The 19,021-nt window shown below is 61.7% G+C and carries 15 protein-coding genes; 6 read left to right on the top strand and 9 right to left on the bottom strand.

Annotation, left to right across the window (positions count from 1 at the left end):
- Positions 1–193: 193 nt before the first annotated feature.
- Positions 194–649 (top strand): Lrp/AsnC ligand binding domain-containing protein, encoded by a 456-nt coding sequence (locus QPK27_RS08850; RefSeq protein WP_005664065.1) that lies wholly within the window; start codon positions 194–196, stop codon positions 647–649.
- A 57-nt stretch (positions 650–706) separates the two neighbouring features.
- On the opposite strand, the gene QPK27_RS08845 is transcribed toward QPK27_RS08850, so the two are convergent.
- Entirely contained in the window at positions 707–1,660 is a 954-nt protein-coding gene (locus QPK27_RS08845; protein WP_290417851.1) for a LysR family transcriptional regulator, read from the bottom strand.
- Positions 1,661–1,799: 139 nt separating this feature from the next.
- Here QPK27_RS08845 and QPK27_RS08840 point away from each other — a divergent pair, with 139 nt between their 5' ends.
- Positions 1,800–2,081: a hypothetical protein gene (locus QPK27_RS08840; RefSeq protein WP_290417850.1), complete on the top strand. Its 282-nt coding sequence runs from the start codon at positions 1,800–1,802 to the stop codon at positions 2,079–2,081.
- 628 nt (positions 2,082–2,709) lie between these two features.
- Here QPK27_RS08840 and QPK27_RS08835 read toward each other — a convergent pair.
- The 4 genes from QPK27_RS08835 to QPK27_RS08820 form a co-directional block, all read right to left on the bottom strand.
- Complete coding sequence (locus QPK27_RS08835) at positions 2,710–2,970, bottom strand: YfhL family 4Fe-4S dicluster ferredoxin (protein ID WP_290417849.1); 261 nt, start codon at positions 2,968–2,970, stop codon at positions 2,710–2,712.
- Positions 2,971–2,985: 15 nt separating this feature from the next.
- The gene (coaD, locus tag QPK27_RS08830; protein WP_290417848.1) at positions 2,986–3,480 is read right to left on the bottom strand and encodes a pantetheine-phosphate adenylyltransferase; all 495 of its coding nucleotides are present in this window, start codon (positions 3,478–3,480) and stop codon (positions 2,986–2,988) included.
- Between the two features lie 119 nt (positions 3,481–3,599).
- Positions 3,600–4,196: a 16S rRNA (guanine(966)-N(2))-methyltransferase RsmD gene (rsmD, locus tag QPK27_RS08825; protein ID WP_290417847.1), complete on the bottom strand. Its 597-nt coding sequence runs from the start codon at positions 4,194–4,196 to the stop codon at positions 3,600–3,602.
- Between the two features lie 121 nt (positions 4,197–4,317).
- Entirely contained in the window at positions 4,318–5,196 is an 879-nt protein-coding gene (locus tag QPK27_RS08820; RefSeq protein WP_290417846.1) for a DUF6279 family lipoprotein, read from the bottom strand.
- Between the two features lie 41 nt (positions 5,197–5,237).
- On the opposite strand from QPK27_RS08820, the gene glmU reads away from it, so the two are divergent.
- Entirely contained in the window at positions 5,238–6,620 is a 1,383-nt protein-coding gene (gene glmU / locus QPK27_RS08815) for a bifunctional UDP-N-acetylglucosamine diphosphorylase/glucosamine-1-phosphate N-acetyltransferase GlmU (RefSeq protein WP_290417845.1), read from the top strand.
- Between the two features lie 145 nt (positions 6,621–6,765).
- On the opposite strand, the gene QPK27_RS08810 is transcribed toward glmU, so the two are convergent.
- Entirely contained in the window at positions 6,766–7,236 is a 471-nt protein-coding gene (locus tag QPK27_RS08810; RefSeq protein WP_290417922.1) for an Lrp/AsnC family transcriptional regulator, read from the bottom strand.
- A gap of 161 nt (positions 7,237–7,397) precedes the next feature.
- On the opposite strand from QPK27_RS08810, the gene glmS reads away from it, so the two are divergent.
- Together glmS and QPK27_RS08800 are read left to right on the top strand one after the other, a co-directional pair.
- The gene (gene glmS / locus QPK27_RS08805; protein ID WP_290417844.1) at positions 7,398–9,227 is read left to right on the top strand and encodes a glutamine--fructose-6-phosphate transaminase (isomerizing); all 1,830 of its coding nucleotides are present in this window, start codon (positions 7,398–7,400) and stop codon (positions 9,225–9,227) included.
- A gap of 382 nt (positions 9,228–9,609) precedes the next feature.
- Positions 9,610–11,220 (top strand): SGNH/GDSL hydrolase family protein, encoded by a 1,611-nt coding sequence (locus tag QPK27_RS08800; RefSeq protein WP_290417843.1) that lies wholly within the window; start codon positions 9,610–9,612, stop codon positions 11,218–11,220.
- Between the two features lie 128 nt (positions 11,221–11,348).
- Here the strand turns inward: QPK27_RS08800 and QPK27_RS08795 are convergent, their stop codons facing one another.
- From QPK27_RS08795 to QPK27_RS08785, 3 genes are all read right to left on the bottom strand, one after another.
- Positions 11,349–13,343 (bottom strand): acyltransferase family protein, encoded by a 1,995-nt coding sequence (locus QPK27_RS08795; RefSeq protein ID WP_290417842.1) that lies wholly within the window; start codon positions 13,341–13,343, stop codon positions 11,349–11,351.
- Between the two features lie 272 nt (positions 13,344–13,615).
- Complete coding sequence (locus tag QPK27_RS08790; protein ID WP_290417841.1) at positions 13,616–15,097, bottom strand: cytochrome P450; 1,482 nt, start codon at positions 15,095–15,097, stop codon at positions 13,616–13,618.
- Positions 15,098–15,245: 148 nt separating this feature from the next.
- Positions 15,246–16,487 (bottom strand): Gfo/Idh/MocA family protein, encoded by a 1,242-nt coding sequence (locus QPK27_RS08785; RefSeq protein ID WP_290417840.1) that lies wholly within the window; start codon positions 16,485–16,487, stop codon positions 15,246–15,248.
- A 287-nt stretch (positions 16,488–16,774) separates the two neighbouring features.
- Here QPK27_RS08785 and QPK27_RS08780 point away from each other — a divergent pair, with 287 nt between their 5' ends.
- A complete protein-coding gene (locus QPK27_RS08780; protein WP_290417839.1) occupies positions 16,775–18,883 on the top strand; it encodes a bifunctional diguanylate cyclase/phosphodiesterase in 2,109 nt (702 codons plus the stop codon).
- Positions 18,884–19,021 lie beyond the last annotated feature (138 nt).

Here is a 19,021-nt window from a genome sequence, read left to right as displayed (position 1 = left end):
AGGGCACCGCTTACGGCAAAAGCGCCGACTGCTTGGTGGGCGGCCGGCGCAAGTAAATGCTAGTAAAGACTCGGTGGAAATGATTCGATTGTAGAAGGATTTCTTCTGGATTTATTCTGTTTTTAAACCAGACTAGCAAAAGATAGTTTTTGATGCGACAATCTGGCCAAATAAAATTTATAAGGAGACTCTGATGTTAGATAAGATCAGCAAGAAGATTCTGGCAGAGCTCCAGAACGATGGTCGCATCAGCAACGTGGAGCTGGCGGCGCGCGTGAACCTGTCACCGGCGGCCTGCCTCGAGCGCGTGCGCAAGCTGCACGAATCGGGCTATATCATGGGCTACACGGCCCAGCTCAATCCGCAGCTGCTGGACGTGTCGCTGCTTGTATTTATCGAGGTGGTGCTCGATCGTACCACTCCGGAAGTATTCGATGCATTCAAACAGAGCGTGCAGATGATTCCGGAAGTGCTGGAATGCCACATGGTGGCGGGCGGCTTCGATTACCTGGTCAAGGCGCGCGTGAAGGACATGGCGGCGTACCGCGAATTCCTGGGCAAGACGCTGCTGCAGAAAGGGGTGCGCGAGACGCACACCTACGCGGTGATGGAAGAGGTCAAGAATACGACCAAGTTGCCGATCCGGTGAGCTGACAACAAAAAGGCCAGACGATGTCTGGCCTTTGTTTTTGCTGGCGCTGTGGGCTTACACCACTTTGCGCACGCCCGACTTGGTGGCGCTTTCCGCCATCGTCTCCAGATTCTTGCGCAGCCAGCGATGCGCCGGACTGCGCCCATCGCGTTCGTGCCACAGCATATCCAGGTGCACCGCCGGCAATTGGAACGGCAATTCGCGCCACACCAGCACGTCGGTCATCCCGGTCGACACCATCAAGTGCTTCGGCAGCACGGTAATCAAATCCGAATTCGCCACCACCCTGCCCGCGGTGAAGAACTGGTTCACCGTCAGCAGGATGCGTCGTTCGCGTCCGATCTGCGCCAGCGCCTCGTCCACCAGCCCGTGCGCGCGGCCCGAAAAACTCACCAGCAAGTGATTCGCCTTGCAATAAGTGTCGAGGTCGAGCTTTTCCTTGGCCAGCGGGTGATCCTTGCGCATCACGCACACGTACACGCCCGAATACAGGCGCTCGTGGCGGATCGGCGAACCGGTCTCGTACGACAATTGCGCCGCCACGCCGGGGAAGAAGCCCACCGCCAGGTCGATATCGCCGCGCAGCAGCATCGGGCGCGGTTCGCGCGTGGTCAGCGGCACCATGCGGATGTTCACGCCCGGCGCTTCGCGTTCGATCGAGCGCATCAGCGAGGGCAGCCACAGCGCGGCGGTAGCGTCGGCCATCGCCATGCGGAAGGTGGCCTGGGCCTTGGAGACGTCGAAGGTTTCCGGCATCACCGCCGCTTCCAGCGCCGCCAGCGCCTGGCGCACGGCCGGCCACAGGGCTTCGGCGCGCGGGGTCGGCTTGACGCCGTAGGCGGTGCGGATCAGGAGTTCGTCGCCCAGGCTTTCTCGTAATCGCTTGATCGCATTCGATACCGCCGGCTGGGTCATCGCCAGGTGGCCGGCGGCGCGCGTCAGGTTTTGCTCGGTCATCACCGCGTCGAATACACGCAGCAGATTCAAGTCAAGCGTCAGAAAGCTCATGGAATTAAAGGTGGGAACTGGTGTGAATACAAGTGTACATCAAATCATTCACAAACAGTATAAGCACCATCAGCGAACGGAATTAGATTTATATGTTGCGTTGCACTATAGTCGCAAAAAATAACAGAGTAAAAACATCATGTCTGCCGCCACCCTTTTCCAGAGCGCCACCACCATCCCTTTCGGCCAGATGTTCAGCGCCGCCGTCTATCTGGCGCTGCTGGGTGGCACCCTGATGTTCTTCCGCCCGTTGCTGGTCGGCATCGGCCGCGCGCTGTTCCTGACCGTGCGCCCGCGCCGCTCCAAGGCCGAGCTGGCTGCACAGCGCGCGCTGGATGAAGCGCTGGCCATGAACCGCAAGAACGCCAGCCTGGACCCGGTCGACGCCGCCGAAGTGCGCGCCATGGGCATCCGCTACTGATATTTTCCCGTCTTCCTCCAGACGCGGCCTTCCGGAAACGGAGGCCGCGTTTTTTTTCGCCTGCGGTCCGCACGCCGATCTCTCCCTTTTCAGCCCTTTCCCTCCTGAATAACTACCCGGGCGCATGACGCCCCGGTGACTTGCCGTCACCCGGCTTTTCTCGACCTTGGTATTTAACATAGTTCACAATAAGTCAAAAAGAAGCTTGGACGGCTTCCCGCAGAAAATAGAAGATGATGTATGGATGAGTAAATAAAGTAAGAAGTTGGAAACTATTACATTCATGATGCATGAACTAATCAAAAGCAAAGATATTCGATAATGCGTCGTGACTTGGCAGCATATTGATGAGTAATATCGGGAAGATGAGATATGAATGAATGCGGTTACACGAACTTCACATTCTAGAAAAAAATAGATTAAACTCTCGGTAACATCGAGAACACACGGAAGCAAGGATGGCAAACGCTGCAAGTAACGGTAACCGGAATGGGAAAACAGGAAAGCACGATTCGACACACGGACGTGGGTGTACCTGCCGAAAAAAACGGCATACGGAAGTAAAACTGGAGCGGAAATGAAAACCGGCGCTCTCAGGCGCCGGTCGGAAGGGAATGTCGGGAGGAGATCAGGCTGCGGCCTTGGCCGCCGTCAGCCGTTCGTACTTGACGAGGAGTTGTTCGCGCGTTTCACGGCGGGCGGGATCGAGCGGGATGCAGGCGACCGGGCACAGCAAGGCGCACTGCGGTTCGTCGAAGTGACCGACGCATTCGGTGCACTTGTCGGGATTAATCTGGTAAAACTCTTCGCCCATCGAAATCGCTTCGTTGGGGCACTCGGGCTCGCAGACGTCACAGTTGATGCAGTCGTCGGTAATCAGTAGGGCCATTTGCTTGGGAAGAAGTCAGGTCTTCGGCGGCATGGACGCAATCTTCTTTTGCAGCCAGCGGTCGACCGAAGGGAACACGAATTTGGACACGTCGCCGCCCAGCAGCGCGATCTCGCGCACGATGGTGCCCGAAATGAACTGGTACTGGTCGGACGGGGTCAGGAACATGGTTTCGACATCGGGCAGCAGGTAGCGGTTCATGCCCGCCATCTGGAACTCGTATTCGAAGTCGGACACGGCGCGCAGGCCGCGGACGATCACGCGCGCGTCATGCTTGCGCACGAAATCCTTCAGCAGGCCGGAGAAGCTTTCCACCTGCACGTTAGGGTAATGGCCAAGCACTTCGTTGGCGATTTCAAGGCGCTCGTCGAGCGTGAAGAACGGACGCTTGTTCCTGCTGTCGGCGACGCCGACCACCAGGCGGTCGAACAGGCCGGATGCACGGCGGACCAAGTCCTCGTGGCCGCGCGTGAGCGGATCGAACGTACCTGGATAAACGGCTACAACCATTGCGGCTCCCTGAGAAAACACCCTGAATGACGCGCATTATGCCTGAAAAACCGGCATCCGCCCCAGGCCAGGGCGGGGTTTGCCCAACTTCTGTGCATAATCTCGCGCCCGGGCGAGGGTCAATCGACGCCGGCTTGCAACTTCAATAAATGGAAGTAGACCATCCCGGCTTTGTCCGACCGCACGATGTCCCAGCCGGCCAGCCATTCCGGCATCTCCTCGCCTTCCACGGGCAGCGCCGCCTCGGCTTCGGCATACACCAGGCCACCCTCTTTCAACAGCGCCGGGCACAGCGGCAGCGCCTGTGCCAGCAGTTCCTGCTGATACGGCGGATCGAGTAAGATCACGTCGAAGTGCTGGCCGCGCGCCGCCATGTCGCGCGCCAGCGCCAGGGCGTCGGCGCGCAGGACCGTGATGTTGTCGGCTTTCAGCTTGTCGCGGTTGGCTTCCAGTTGGCGTACCGCTGGGCCATGGTTGTCGATCATCGTCACCGATGCGGCGCCGCGGCTGGCCGCCTCGAAGCCGAGCGCGCCGGAGCCGGCGAACAGGTCGAGGAAAGTAGCCTGGTCCCAGTCGCTGGGGAGCTGGTGGTTGATCCAGTTGAATACGGTTTCGCGCACGCGGTCCGGCGTCGGGCGCAGGCCGAGGGCGTCGAGGACCGGCAGTGGGGTACGTTTCCAGGCGCCGCCGATGATGCGCACCTGGTGTTGCGCCATGCGCGGGGCGCCATGGGGCTGGGGTTTGTGGGACTTTTTCTGCATGGGCGGCACTATAGCATGGGGTGCCGGCCGCCCTTTTCAGCCATCTTCCGCCTCGGATGCGGGCGGACAGACTGGTTTATTTTCCGGCTGCCAGGGCGTGAAAGTCATTGATCCAGCCCTGCATGCGCTGCTGGGCGTGGGCCTTCTGCTGCGGGGTGGCGATGCGGATCCCGGTCAGGATGAACCTGGTGTTCTGGTCGAGGCTGGCGTCATAGAAAGCCTTGCGCTCGGGCGACTCCATGCGCGTGAACAATTCTTTCTGCAGCGCCTGGACCCGCGCCGTCGCCTGCTCGCGGTTCATCTTCTTTTGCTGGACGTCGCGCAGCATCGCCACGATGCGGCGCTGGCGGTAGACGCGCTCATCCAGCCACAGATTGTTGTCCAGCGGGCGCGCATCCGAAGCACGCCGCAGCGTGGCTTCCTGCTCGCTGCTGAAATTGCCGAACCACAGCTCGAACTGTTCCATCGACTTCTTGAAGCGGGCACGGTTGCGCTTGTCGTTGCTGCCGCTGATGAACTTGCGGCGGTATTCCTCGTTCTTGCTGTTGAACTTGCGCTCGATGTTGCCGATCTGCTCCGGCGTGATCGACAGCGCCAGCGTGGTCATCTCGGGCACGGCGCGCGCCGCCAGGCGTTCAGTGCGCACCCGCACCTCGCGATAGGCATTGACCAGGTCGGCCTGGGTCGGATTGCCGGCCAGCTGGCGCTGCCAGGTGCCGAGCAGGGCCGCATAGTCCTGTAACTGGGTCTGGCGATGCCACTGGAACAATGTGTTGATGTCGCGCTTGGTGACGTCGGCTTGTTGACCTTCGAAGTCGACATACGAATCGAGCCACCAGTAAAGTAGCGTGTCGCCCTGGTTGTACGAAAATTTGATGGTGCTGCACCCGGCTGCCAGCGCCATCACGGCGATGGCCAGCAGCGCAAGGGTGCGCCGGATCAGAGTATCTTGCATGCTAAAATTTTTCATATATTCAACTTTTTTGAGAACGGCTTATGAACGTTGTGATCCTCGCCGCCGGCATGGGAAAGCGCATGCAATCCGCCCTGCCGAAAGTACTGCATCCACTGGCTGGTAAGCCGCTATTGCGTCACGTCATCGATACCGCGCGCAGTCTTGGTCCGAAAAAATTATGCGTGATTTACGGACATGGAGGCGCAGCGGTGCCTGAGATGGTCTCGGCGCTGGCGCACGAGACCGGCAGCACGATCGAGACGGCACTACAGCAGCCCCAGCTGGGCACCGGCCACGCCGTGATGCAGGCGGTGCCGCAACTGGATGACGCCGAGGCGACGCTGGTTCTGTACGGCGACGTGCCGCTGACCACGGCGGATTCGCTGCGCCGCCTGGTGGAGGCGGCCGGCAACGACAAGCTGGGCATTCTCACCGTCGAGCAAGCCAATCCCTTCGGCCTGGGCCGCATCGTGCGCGACGCGGACAGCGGCGCCATCGTGCGCATCGTCGAAGAAAAGGATGCCAGCGAGCAGGAACGTGCGATCCGCGAGATCAACAGCGGCATCATGGTGATCCCGACCCGCCATCTCAAAAAGTGGCTGGCGGCACTGTCCAACAATAACGCCCAGGGCGAGTATTACCTGACCGACATCGTGGCGCAGGCGGTGGCCGATGGCGTGCCCGTCGTCTCAAGCCAGCCCTCGGGCGAATGGGAAGTGGCGGGCGTCAACAGCAAGGTGCAGCTGGCCGAGCTCGAGCGCCGTCATCAATTGAACATCGCCCACGCGCTGCTGGAAAAAGGCGTGACGCTGATGGATCCGGCGCGCATCGACGTGCGCGGCGAGCTGATCTGTGGCCGCGACGTGGTGATCGACGTCGGCTGCTTGTTCGAAGGCCGCGTCGAGCTGGGCGAAGGCGCGCGCGTCGGACCGAACTGCGTGCTGGTCGACGCCACGGTCGGCGCTGGCGCCAACATCAAGCCGTTCTGCCACATTGAAGGCGCGACCGTCGGCGCCGCATCCCAGATCGGCCCCTACGCGCGTCTGCGCCCGGGCACCGAGCTGGGCGAGGACGTGCATGTGGGTAACTTTGTGGAAATCAAGAACAGCACGGTAGCCGCGCACAGCAAGGCCAACCACCTGGCCTACGTCGGCGACGCCACGGTCGGCTCGCGCGTCAACATCGGCGCCGGCGTCATCACCTGCAACTACGACGGCGCCAACAAGTTCCGCACCGTGATCGAGGACGACGTGTTCGTCGGCAGCGACAGCCAGCTGGTGGCGCCGGTCACCATCGGCAAGGGCGCGACGCTGGGCGCCGGCACCACGCTGACCAAGGATGCGCCGGCCGGCAAGCTGACCATCTCGCGTCCCAAGCAATTGACCATCGAAGGATGGAAGCGTCCGGTGAAAGTAAAGAAGTAATCCACCACCTATCAACAGCCAAGCAACAGGGTAATCACAGGAAGATCACAAGATAAACACAGGGTAATCCCATGGTTATCCTGGGCTCATTCATGTGGTCATCCACAATATTATCCACAGCCCTTGCCTGGTCCGGAACGCTGGCTCAGACGGCGATCCGGGTCTCGAATTTGCTGCGGTGGGTCGAGAAATACGCCTTCACGTTGCGCACGTTGGCGTGCGCCGTGAACAGCCGATGCGCCAGCGCGTGGTAGGCCGGCATGTCGGCCACCTGCACCACCAGCACGAAGTCCGGGCCCGGCGATACCCGGTAGCACTGCAGCACAGCGCTTTCCTGCGCCGCCAGCGCCTCGAATTCAAGCATGCGTTCGGCCGCCTGGACGTCGAGCGTGATCTCGACGATGGCGCTCAGGCGCGCACCGACCTTGTCCGGATCCACGATCGCCACCTGGCGTGCAATTACCCCGTTCTCGGTCAATTGCTTGACCCTACGCAGGCAGGTGGGCGGCGACACATGGACGAGTTCGGCCAGTTCGGCGTTCGTCTGCGATGCATCAGCCTGCAGGGCGTTGAGGATGCGACGATCAAGATCGTCCAAAGCTGGTTGTTCTGTCATCATGATGAAATATTAGGTAAAAATATCGCCTATCGCGAAATTTAATTTCACTTACTCGTCATCATGAAATTATCTAACAAAATTGATGGCGCACTGAAAGCATATTTCATGCTACTTGCTCTACGATAGGATTTGTTGATAATTTTTAAGTGAGGTTCGCCATGTGCGGTATCGTCGGTGCAGTTGCCAAGCGCAACATTACCCCCGTCCTGATCGAAGGCCTGAAGCGCCTGGAATACCGGGGCTATGACTCCTGCGGCGTTGCCGTGCACCTGGACGGCCGCCTGACCCGCTCGCGCTCGACCTCGCGTGTAGCCGAACTCGAATCGCAGGTGCGCGAAGCGCATCTGGACGGCTTCACCGGCATTGCCCACACCCGCTGGGCCACCCACGGCGCCCCAGCCTCACACAATGCCCATCCGCACTTCTCGCCAAGCGAAGACAATGCCCGCATCGCACTTGTCCACAACGGCATCATTGAAAACCACGACGAACTTCGCGCAGAGCTGACCGGCCTCGGCTACACCTTCACCAGCCAGACCGACACCGAAGTCATCGCCCACCTGGTCGACCACATGTACAACGGCGACCTGTTCGACACCGTGCAGCAGGCCGTCAAGCGCCTGCACGGCGCCTACGCGATCGCCGTGTTCTGCCGCGAAGAACCGCACCGCGTGATCGCCGCGCGCCAGGGCTCGCCGCTGATCGTCGGCGTCGGCAAGGATGAGAACTTCGTGGCGTCGGACGCGATGGCGCTGGCCGGCACCACCGACCAGATCATCTATCTGGAAGAAGGCGACGTGGTCGACCTGCAGCTGGCGCGCTACTGGATCGTCGATGCCGAAGGCCGTCCGGTCGAGCGCGACGTCAAAACCGTGCACGCCCACACCGGCGCCGCCGAGCTGGGCCCGTACCGTCACTATATGCAGAAGGAAATCTTCGAGCAGCCGCGCGTGATCGGCGACACCCTGGAAGGCGTCACCGGCGTGATGCCGGAACTGTTCGGCGACGGCGCGTATGCCGTTTTCAAGAAGATCGACCGCGTGCTGATCCTGGCCTGCGGCACCAGCTACTACGCCGGCCTGACCGCCAAGTACTGGATCGAATCGGTGGCCAAGGTCCCGGTCAATGTCGAGATCGCCAGCGAATACCGCTACCGCGACAGCGTGCCGCATCCCGATACCCTGGTGGTCACCATCTCGCAGAGCGGCGAAACCGCCGATACCCTGGCCGCGCTGAAGCACGCGCGCAGCCTCGGCATGCAGCACACGCTGACCATCTGCAACGTCTCGACCAGCGCCATGGTGCGCGAATGCCAGCTGGCCTACATCACCCGCGCCGGCGTCGAAGTCGGCGTGGCCTCGACCAAGGCCTTCACCACCCAGCTGGCGGCGCTGTTCCTGCTGACGCTGACGCTGGCGCAGGTCAACGGCCGCCTGACCGATGCCGAGGAAACCGAGCACCTCAAAATGATGCGCCACCTGCCGGTCGCATTGAGCTCGGTGCTGGCGCTGGAGCCGCAAATCATCGCCTGGGCCGAGGAATTCGCGCGCAAGGAAAACGCCCTGTTCCTGGGCCGCGGCATCCACTATCCGATCGCGCTGGAAGGCGCCTTGAAACTCAAGGAAATCTCGTACATCCACGCCGAAGCCTATCCGGCCGGCGAACTGAAGCACGGCCCGCTGGCCCTGGTGACCGAAGAGATGCCGGTGGTCACGATCGCCCCGAACGATGCGCTCCTGGAAAAGCTGAAGTCGAACATGCAGGAAGTGCGCGCCCGCGGCGGCCAGCTGTACGTGTTCGCCGACGTCGATTCGCGCATCACCTCGGGCGACGGCCTGCACGTGATCCGCCTGCCGGAGCACTACGGCCTGCTGTCGCCGATCCTGCACGTGGCCGCGCTGCAGTTGCTGGCGTATCACACCGCGCTGGCGCGCGGGACCGATGTGGACAAGCCGCGTAACCTGGCGAAATCGGTGACGGTGGAGTGACGGCTGCCATTTGTGCGGCAAGTAGCGTGGCGCTGAATTGCATGCGCCTCGCGACCAAAACGTCGGTCAAAAAATAAGCTTCAAACGAAGAGCCCGGCCAGTGTCGGGCTTTTTGCTGTCCACGTCGTTTTGCTCTGCTTTCTGAGAAAAAACGAAGTCGCTCATCTTCCTTTTCATCCCGTACCTGCGTCATCCACGTGGCCAAACCTTCGGCCTCGGCGGTAACCCTTTCCCCTTCAAATTTCCGGTAGCGCCTCCTTGCCTCTTCAGCAGCGGCGAAGGCGTCGTTTCACGCCTGAACAACTGGCATCAGGTCGCGGATTAACACGTAAATAGCCACTGCGTCAGGGGCAATAGGCCTTTTAGTTAAGGAACTTTTTCTATGCAAATAGCTCTAAAAAATCACCTCTGGAAAAACGCGCGATATCCGGTTAATGAACAACGAAATCGTAGTTTTAAAGTGACATTTCAGCAAACGTTGGAATCAAGTACTTTGGAACAGCGAGAATTTTTACTTGAAAGTTCTGTTCAAATGAAAAGTTTATATGCACTTCTCGCGTCATCGCTGATCGTCTCAGCTGCCGCCGCTCAACCTGCGCCAAACGTGACAGCTGCGGCATCCGAAGCTGCCACTACCGTGTCTGTCAACACCGCCAACATCCAGTACACGATTCCCTACAGCGGTACGCCAACCTGGACGCGGGTGTACATCGACGCCAACCAAACCACCACATCCGGCTATGCGCTAAATGGAGTGGGCGCCGATTACCTCGTTGAGAACGGCGTACTTTACCGCTACTCCGGCAGCAACGGCAGCTGGGCCTGGACCCAACTCAAGCAACTTCCGTTCACCCGCGGCGCGACGTCCGCATCCTTGAGCGTCGCAAAAACGGATATCGGTTCGCCTGCCTCGATCGACAGCGTAACCCAGACCACCCCGCCGACAGTGACCTCGGCGAAGATCACCACGTCCACGGCGGCGAGCCCGCCCCCGAGTACCTCGACCACCGTTTCTGTCGATGGACTCAACATCAGGTATGTGATCCCGTTCTCGAGCACGCCGACCTGGACACGCGTGTACATCGATGCCAATAGAACACCGTCATCGGGCTATCCGAATAGCGGCATCGGAGCAGAATACCTGATTGAAAACGGGCGCCTGTTCCGCTATTCCGGAAGCAATGGGGGATGGGGTTGGACGTCGGTGAAAGCGGTGCCGTTCACCGTCGGCGCTGCGTCCGCCACGGTGAGCGTGGCCATTGCCGACCTTGGTGCGCCGCCATCGATCGATAGCGTGACGCAAACTGATCCTCCAACCAAGATCTCGCCGAAAATCACCACCACGACGGGGTCCACGACGCCACCGCCGCCACCGACCACGCCGCCGCCATCGACGGCCACCGTATGGATCGATTACTTCGGCGACTCCACGGCGCACGGCGACATCGGCAACACCCCGTACCAGGTCGCACGGCCGCCATCGGTAGTCATGGACGAAAACCTGCCGAGTAACTATAACGTGAGAAACGAAGCGGTTGGCGGCGCATCGGTTGCCGAGCTACTTGCCGGTAGGGACGGTGTACACGCGCCATGGGCGACCACGGTGGCGCGCAGCAACGCACGGTACATCCTGATGAATTACTCGATCAATGATTCGTATGAACCCGGTACGACCACGGCTTCGTACAAGGCCAGTTATGCCCAGGTCATCGATATAGCGCGGGCGGCCGGGAAGACCGTGATCCTGCAAACGACGAACCCGACCAATAACAGCCAGAAGGATGTGGCATTTTCGACGGCGATGAAAGAAGTCGCCGCGCAAAAAAATGTACCGGTCATCGACGTGTACGCCTACCTGTCGCAGTACATGGCGGCGAACAATCTGGGTCCGTACCAGATCACGAACGATGGCATTCACCCGAACCAGGCCACCTATATCCTGGTCGGCGAGTACACCGCCAGGAGGTTCAAGGAAATCGTCGGGATCAGGTAAGCATTGCGCCCGGCCGCGCGATGCACTTGCCGTCCGAAGGTCAAAGGGCGCCCGCACAGGGCGCCCTTTTCTATTTGCCTGGACCGGGTGACTTCCTGGAAGCACACACTGGCCCCGCGCCGCGTCGGCTAAGGCGCGGCCTTGTTCTGCACGGTCGCCGGCGAGGCGGCTACTTTCCGGGCAATGCTGTCTTTGTTTGCGATCACACTGATTGCTTCGGTGAACAGCGGGGTCAGAAGCTTTGCGCCAGTCGGCGAAAGATGGTGTGAATCGAAGTAATTCGGCACCCCACCACTGTCGAACTTGCACATTGCGCTCACGCAAATATAGGGTGATGGGTCAAGAATGCTGATTCGCTGATCCATTGCCTTGATCGAATCCAGCGCTGCAATGAGCCCATCATTATCCGAAAGATACTTTGTGAGTGTGTACGCCTGCGGCTCGCGCGCTCCTTTTTGCCTGACGTCGATCCACTCCCTGGGATTGAAGTAGCGATTGTTTGGAACGACCTGCATGATGAAGACATGCTCGATGCCTTGATCGTTCAGTATCGCTTCCGACAAGGTCTTGTGGAGTGACTTTTCGCCGTCAAAGTTCTCTTTAAAGAAACTGATGCCAACGATGTTGCGGATATTCCTCTGTTTGCTTTCGGCCAGTATCTTTGCCAGCACCTCATTGCTGCAATAGCCGTCGCTCCCGAATTGGTGGAGGTTGCAATTGCGCGTGGTGAGGAATACCCCGACGTTGCGGCCTGCCCCGAGCCTGGCGATCAGCTCGTCCAGTTGGTCGGCATGCGAATCCCCGATGATCAGGAGATTCACATCCGATTCGACATCGTTGCGCTGGCACATTTCGGACGCGGGATGGATGATGCGGTCGAGTACCGGGCAGCGGTAGGGAGAGCGCTGCTGCTCGGCGCTGTACAGCACGGCCAGATCCGGAGCGTAGCGGTACACCGCACCGTCCGTCCTGATGAACAGGATCGCGGCGCCAACCGTCACGATGGAGGACACGGCGACCGACTGCAGCAGCCGGGTGTTCGAAATGAGGTGCAGATTGCTTCGGACGGGAACCTCGACATAACGGTAAGAGAGCGCAGAGAGCACCCAGGTCAGGGCCAGGGCCGCCGTCGCCTGCACGGTGCCGAGCTCCTGGCCCAGGTAGATGGTTGCAAGAGAAATGATGGGCCAGTGCCACAGGTACAAGGAGTAAGAGATTCTCCCGGCGTAGGCCAATCCCGCTTGATCGAGCAGCCGGTCCTTGCTCTTCACGGCCCCCAGCGCTGCAATGACGGCGGCAGTACCGAAGCATGCGATGGCGGCCTGGACTCCCTGGAATCCGGCCCCCTCGTCGAACAAGCCGATGGCTGCAATGATCGCCAGCAGGCCGCCCCACTTCAGGTAGGGCGCGATGCGCACCGGGACCTCCCGGCTTTGCAGGCCGAGCATCACCCCGATTGCCAGTTCCCATATCCGGGTCGGCAGCAGGAAAAACGACGTTTTCGGCGATACGGTGGCAACGATGTAATTTGCCGCAAACGATCCGAGCGCCAGCAGTGCCAACAACCCCAGCAATAGCGGCATCGACAACGATGTTGGCCTGCGCACCAACAGGATGAGCAAGCCATACAACAAATAAAACTGCTCTTCTACCGCCAGGCTCCAGGTATGGAGCAAGGGCTTTGTCAGGGGACTCTCGAAGTAATCGCCCTGGCTCCAGAAGACGAAGTTCTGCAGATAGAAAGGCTGCACCACCAGGCTTTCGCTGAAATTTTTCAGATACAGGGGCGGAATCAAAACGTACGCCGCGATCGTCGTTGCCGCCAGCACGAGAATGTAGGCCGGCGCCAGCCGCCTGAAGCGCTTGATGTAGAACTCGGTCAGGGAGACGCTCCCCGTGCGCAGCGCGTCGAAATAAGTCCTGGTAATGATGTAACCCGACAGGACGAAAAAGACATCGACACCGATGAATCCACCCGGTAGCGCGTGCGGGAAGGCATGAAACAGAAGTACTGCTGCAACTGCAATGGCTCTCAGTCCATCCAGACCTGGCATATGCTGCTTCATGTCGTCTAACGCTCCATGGGTGTGAAAAATGCGCAGCAGGAAACGATTGATCTGCATTCATCAACATCGGAGCATGGTGCTCGATCGCTCCACGCGCGCGCTCACCGAATAGTGCCGGACGGCCTGAGCCCCGTTTTTGTAACCGATCAAGCGGCTTGAGATTTGAGATTCCTGCAATCTATGTCCATATTGCATTTACCGAAAACAATGACAGCTGGAATACGACGAAGCTTCTGGTCAGGAATAGCCCGCCAAAATAAAAGGCCCCAACATCCGTTGAGGCCTTCTTGTTTCGGTACCGGAGCAGGCTCCGGAACAGCGGTCAATGGCTACGATGCCGCGCCGGCCCCGCGCTTTTCCGACCCCAACGCAAAGCGCAAGCTGTAATTGTCCAGCGTGCCCGGCAACCGCAGCGGATCCAGACGCCCTTCCTGCGCCAGGCTCAGCGCTTCTCCACCGGCATCGGCGTCGATCAAGGCGCCCAGCATGACGCTGGTCAGCATCAAGACCAGGTTACGCGCCGGGCACATCACCGGACCGCTGCTGAACGGCACCAGCGGCCATTCGCGGTCTTCGACTTCCCTGACCTTGTCGTCCTTCAGCCACAGTTCCGGCGCAAAACGGTCGGCGCACGCCATGCGTTCGTCGTCGCGGTGGAAGAATGGCGTGAAGATCAGCACGCCGGTGCCGGCCGGCATCGTGCCGTCGTCCCACTCGGTGTCGCGCGTGGTCTGGCGCAGGATCGCCGGCGTGGTCGGCCACAGGCGCAGCGATTCGAGCACGGTAGCGCGCAGGAACGGCAGGAACTGGCGCTCGGTGCCGGGATGGCTGCGCAATTCTTCGCGCGCCTGCGCCATCTGCTGCGGATGCGCGGCCAGCAGCGCCAGCGCGCGGAAGGTGGCCATGCCGGCGGCGTCGAAGGCAAACAGCCATTGCGGCACTTGCTGCTCGGGCACCGTCTCGGGGCTCTTGGGCACGGTTGCCGCCACCGCTGCCAGACTGCCGGGCTCGGCGCGTTCGAGGTAGGACCCGATGCGCTTCAGGAAACGCGCGCGCAGGCCGGTTCGCTTCGGATGCATGAACGCCCAGTTGGCGGCCTGGCGCAGGCGGATGATCATGTCGCTGATCTCCTGGTCGCCGGCGGCGCCGTCGCCGAAGACCACGCGCCGCACCATGCGGGTCCAGCCGCCGTTGAAGGTGTCCCAGTCGAGTTCGCCTTGGGCGCGCGCAATGCCCAGCATGCGCCGCGCTTCGTCGTCGACCACCGGCAGGAACTTGTCCACCATGTGGTGTACGGCGCGCTCGTGCTCGAGCACCTCTTCGTTGAAGCGGCGCCGCGCAGTGCGCTGCGGACACTGCGAAATCAGCGAACCTTTTGGCTCGAAGTGCGACAGCGCGGCGCGCTTTTCGCTGCTGGCGGCCGAGAACGGTTCCGGCGATTCGTCCAGCACGCGCCGCACTTCCTGCGGCGTCAGCACGACTGCCTGCTTGCGGATCGGCAGCGGCAGCATCAGGGGTCCGCTGCCGTACTTGTTGCGCAGCTTTTGCATGCGCTGGACGGCGCGCCGGTCCAGCTCCAGCCGCTCGGCCAGCGCCACCACTGCCGGGCGGCGCACGATCACGCCCTTGGCGAAGGTCGGCGCCAGCACGTCCACGGCCAGCGCCAGCGTGTCGAGCACACCGGCGGTGGGCAGTTTGCCGTCACCGGCGCGCGTCGGGCTGGAAGAGCGAGAATTCAATTTCCCTGCGACGAAGCCGCCGGCCAGGCCGAGCGCGCCGGCGAGCAGCAGGTGTTGATGGTGTTTCTTCATGTCGGCTGATCTCCAAAATCGTCGCCAACGGGCACAGCCGCGGCATGTGCCTGGCTGTCCAGTTCGCCATGTGAACTTTACGACAATGGGGATATTGGCGACGCACGGCGCCCGTGGCCATCGGCACCGGCGCGCCCAACTGCCGGGATCAGCCGGCGTCCTCCGGCTCCGGCCCACGCGTCTTGCCCGCCGGCGGTTTCAGCTTGACCACCCTGCCCGTACGCGCCGACTCGTAGATCGCATCCATGATGCGCTGGTCCTGCAAGCCTTCCTCGCCCGGCGTGTGCACGTCCTTGTTCTGCTGGATGCAGCCGGCGAAGTGGTCGATCATCAAGGTGAACTGGTTCTCGTTGCCGGGCTGGATCTCGCTGGTCTGTTCCTTGCCGTCGACCACGCGCGTCACGCGCAGCTTGTTGCCGTGGTAGGCGTAGCCGGGATCCATCTCGGCCCAGGCCTCGAAGCCGTTGAGGCGGAACATTTGCGACTTGTGCGCTGAATAATTGGTGCTGCAGGTGGCCGAGAAGCCGCTCGGGAAGCGCAGGACGAACTGGCACGATTCCTCGACTTCGCGAAAGCGCGCGTCGCCGGGCGTCGACCAGATCGTGCCGAACACTTCGCTCGGCTCTTCGCCGCTGAGGAAGCGCGCCGCGTTGATGCAGTAGATGCCGATGTCCGGCAGCGCGCCGCCGCCCGCCATCGCCTTCTTGAGGCGCCAGTGTTGCGGGTCGCCCATGTTCTGCGAATTGACCGAGTTGAATTCCTTCAGCGCGCCCAGTTTCTTGTCCCGGATCATTTTCACCAAGGTGCGATCGAGCGCTTCATACTGGCTGCGATAGGCGATCATCAGCTGGCGTCCGGCCTTGCGGCAAGCGTCGATCATCTGGCGGCACTCGGCCGCGCTGTTGGCCATCGGCTTTTCGCACAACACGTGCTTGCCGGCCTTGGCGGCGCGCACCGTGTACTCGAGGTGCATGTGGTTGGGCAGCGCGATATAGACGCTCTTGACGTCCGCCATCTGCGCCAGCTTGTCGAAGTCCTTGTAGTCGAGCACCGCGCTCTCGGGCACGTTGTACTGGCGCGCGACCTTCAGCCCTTTCTCGCGGTCGCCCGTCACCAGCGCCACCACCTTGGCATGCTTGCTCTGCTGGAAGGCCGGCAGCATCTCGTCGATGGCGATGCGCCCCAGTCCGACCACGGCGACACCGACCCGTTCGTCCCACGAGTCGCCCGGCGGCTCGGTTTTTTCCGGCTTCTCGGACTTGTCGAAGATGGGCGGAAACTGGACGCGGTTCTTTTCGCTGGCAGCAGCATGCAGCGCAGGCGTGGACAGGGCGGCCATGGTGCCAACATAGCGCAGGAAATCGCGGCGCGGCGGCTGGTCTTGCTTCATAAGCGTTCCTTTCGAATGAGAGAAATTGATCCTCGCACGCGATCGGGAACGGCAGCGCTAGTTTGCCGGGCAGAAAACGGGCCGATCCCTACGGTTCCATCGTATTGGAACAACATCAAGACGGGCACGCCACACCGGTCTTGCTCAACCATCTTAGAAAGTTCTTGTAGGAACTATTTCCTGTATAGTTGGTCTTCGATCGCACGCCATTCGGCGGGCAGCCAGCCCATATTGCAATCGAAGGCGTTGCACCCGCCCAGTTGGTGTTCTTATTTAACCGTTGCCGCATGAACACCGACAATTCCGATCTGATGTACCGCCTGCTCGTCCAGAGCGTGGTCGACTATGCCATCTACACCCTCACCCTGGAGGGCATCGTCTCCAACTGGAACCCGGGCGCCCAGCGCGCCAAGGGCTACGTCGCAGCGGAAATCGTCGGCCAGCATTACTCGCGTTTTTACCGCGACCAAGACATCGCGGCCGGCGTGCCCGCCAGGAACCTCGAGATCGCCGCCCGCACCGGCCGCTTCGAAGACACCGGCTGGCGCGTGCGCAAGGACGGCAGCGCGTTCTGGGCCCACGTGGTGATCGACGCCATCCGTGGCGAAGACGGCGTCCTGATCGGCTTTGCCAAGATCACGCGCGACATCACCGAGCGCCACCAGCAGCAGTTGAAGCTGATCGAAGCCAAGGAACTGGCCGAAACCTACAGCCAGCAAATGGCGTCGCTGAGCGGCTTCCTGGATTCGGTGATCGCCAACATCCCGGCCGGGGTGCTGGCGCAGGACCGCGCCAGCGGCGCGATCCTGCTCGCCAACCAGCAGGCCCAGCGCCTGTTCGGCGGGCCGCAGGGCGAGATGACGGGGCGCACCCCGCGCGACAGCCTGAGCCCGGAGGTGGCCGACTACCTGGAACGCCAGATGGCGGCGGCGCCGCGGGCCGGCGCGCTCGACGACGCGGTGCTGGTCCAGACCCAGGTCGGCCCGCGCAGCCTGCGCAGCCGCACCGTGCTCGGCAAGCAGCAGGACGGCAGCAGCGACTACGTCCTGACCATCACCGAAGACGTCACCGACGAGCTGGCGGCCTATGCCCAGATCCACCACATGGCGCAGCACGATGGCCTGACCAACCTGCCCAACCGTCACCATTTCAACGCGCGCCTGGAAGGGGCGATCGAGGACGCGGCGCGCTGCGGCGAGCCGGGCATGGGAGCCGCCATCCTGTGCATCGACCTGGACAACTTCAAGAACATCAACGACGCCTTCGGCCACGGCTTCGGCGACAAGATCCTGCTGATGCTGGCCAATCGCCTGCGCAAGTGCCTGCGCGAACAGGACACGCTGGCGCGCCTGGGCGGCGACGAATTCGCCGTGGTGCTGCCGCGCGTGAGCCGGGTCGAGGAAGCGCAGCAGGCGGCGCAGCGCCTGATCGACGCGGTGGCGCCGGCGTTCTCGATCGACGGCCACAGCTTCGCGGTCGGGATCAGCGTCGGCATCGCCCTGAGTTCGCAGGACGCCGCCGGCGCCGAGCAGCTGCTGCAGTTCGGCGACATGGCGCTGTACGAAGCCAAGCGCAACGGCCGCCACCGCCACGAACTGTTCCGCCCGGAACTGGAAGCGGCGGCGCGCGTGCGGCGCCAGATCGAGATCGACCTGCGGCGCGCCCTGCACCGCGGCGAACTGTACATGGCCTACCAGCCGATCGTCGAACAGCGCCGCCAGCGCATTTCGGGCTACGAGGCGCTGATCCGCTGGCGCCATCCGGACAAGGGCCTGATCTCGCCGCTGGACTTCATCCCGGTCGCCGAAGAAACCGGCCTGATCCACGAGATCGGCGCCCGCGCCCTGAACCTGGCGTGCCAGGAAGCGGCCGGCTGGAGCGGGGACGAGACGGTGGCGGTCAATTTGTCGCCGCTGCAGTTCAAGAGCACCAACCTGGTCGACACGGTGGCGCTGGCGCTGGCCGATTCGGGCCTGGCGCCGCAGCGCCTCGAACTCGAGATCACCGAGTCGGTCATGCTCGACTCCAGCGACGCCAACGTGCGCACGCTGCGCGCCTTGAAGGCGCTGGGGGTGCGCATCGCGCTCGACGACTTCGGCACCGGCTACTCGTCGCTGAGCTATCTGCGCTCATTCCCGTTCGACAAGATCAAGATCGACAAATCGTTCGTGCAAGAGATGGACGAGAGCCGCGAGGCGGTCGCCATCATCCGCGCCATCACCGGCCTCAGCGGCAGCCTGCTGATCGAGACCACCGCCGAAGGGGTGGAGACCGAGGGCCAGTTCCGGCGTTTGGAACAGGAAGGCTGCACCCATTTCCAGGGCTACCTGTTCGGCCGTCCGGAAGCGGCCGAGCACCGCAAGCGCGATCTCGACGGCCATCCCGCGCTGCAGTAGGCCAGGCTTCCGGCACGGCGCCCGGAGCGGGTCTGCGGCGGCCCGGCCGTGGCCGCCGTTTGAGCTCATCTGTCGTCATGTTCGCGTATCGAGCGCGTATCCGTACTACTACTGAGTTTTTCGAATTATTGGCCCCGG

The sequence above is a fragment of the Massilia sp. YIM B02443 genome, assembly GCF_030411955.1.
In the GTDB taxonomy this organism is placed as follows: Bacteria; Pseudomonadota; Gammaproteobacteria; order Burkholderiales; family Burkholderiaceae_D; genus Telluria.
This window is presented reverse-complemented; position numbering and strand designations above follow the sequence as displayed.

Coding starts and splice junctions, on each gene's coding strand:
- rsmD (WP_290417847.1), bottom strand. CDS start 4,196: ATGGCGCAACACCAGGTGCGCATCATCGGCGGCGCCTGGAAACGTACC.
- glmS (WP_290417844.1), top strand. CDS start 7,398: ATGTGCGGTATCGTCGGTGCAGTTGCCAAGCGCAACATTACCCCCGTC.
- QPK27_RS08810 (WP_290417922.1), bottom strand. CDS start 7,236: ATGACAGAACAACCAGCTTTGGACGATCTTGATCGTCGCATCCTCAAC.
- QPK27_RS08835 (WP_290417849.1), bottom strand. CDS start 2,970: ATGGCCCTACTGATTACCGACGACTGCATCAACTGTGACGTCTGCGAG.
- QPK27_RS08800 (WP_290417843.1), top strand. CDS start 9,610: ATGCAAATAGCTCTAAAAAATCACCTCTGGAAAAACGCGCGATATCCG.
- QPK27_RS08845 (WP_290417851.1), bottom strand. CDS start 1,660: ATGAGCTTTCTGACGCTTGACTTGAATCTGCTGCGTGTATTCGACGCG.
- QPK27_RS08820 (WP_290417846.1), bottom strand. CDS start 5,196: ATGCAAGATACTCTGATCCGGCGCACCCTTGCGCTGCTGGCCATCGCC.
- QPK27_RS08780 (WP_290417839.1), top strand. CDS start 16,775: ATGAACACCGACAATTCCGATCTGATGTACCGCCTGCTCGTCCAGAGC.
- QPK27_RS08840 (WP_290417850.1), top strand. CDS start 1,800: ATGTCTGCCGCCACCCTTTTCCAGAGCGCCACCACCATCCCTTTCGGC.
- QPK27_RS08795 (WP_290417842.1), bottom strand. CDS start 13,343: ATGCAGATCAATCGTTTCCTGCTGCGCATTTTTCACACCCATGGAGCG.
- QPK27_RS08785 (WP_290417840.1), bottom strand. CDS start 16,487: ATGAAGCAAGACCAGCCGCCGCGCCGCGATTTCCTGCGCTATGTTGGC.
- QPK27_RS08790 (WP_290417841.1), bottom strand. CDS start 15,097: ATGAAGAAACACCATCAACACCTGCTGCTCGCCGGCGCGCTCGGCCTG.
- coaD (WP_290417848.1), bottom strand. CDS start 3,480: ATGGTTGTAGCCGTTTATCCAGGTACGTTCGATCCGCTCACGCGCGGC.
- QPK27_RS08850 (WP_005664065.1), top strand. CDS start 194: ATGTTAGATAAGATCAGCAAGAAGATTCTGGCAGAGCTCCAGAACGAT.
- glmU (WP_290417845.1), top strand. CDS start 5,238: ATGAACGTTGTGATCCTCGCCGCCGGCATGGGAAAGCGCATGCAATCC.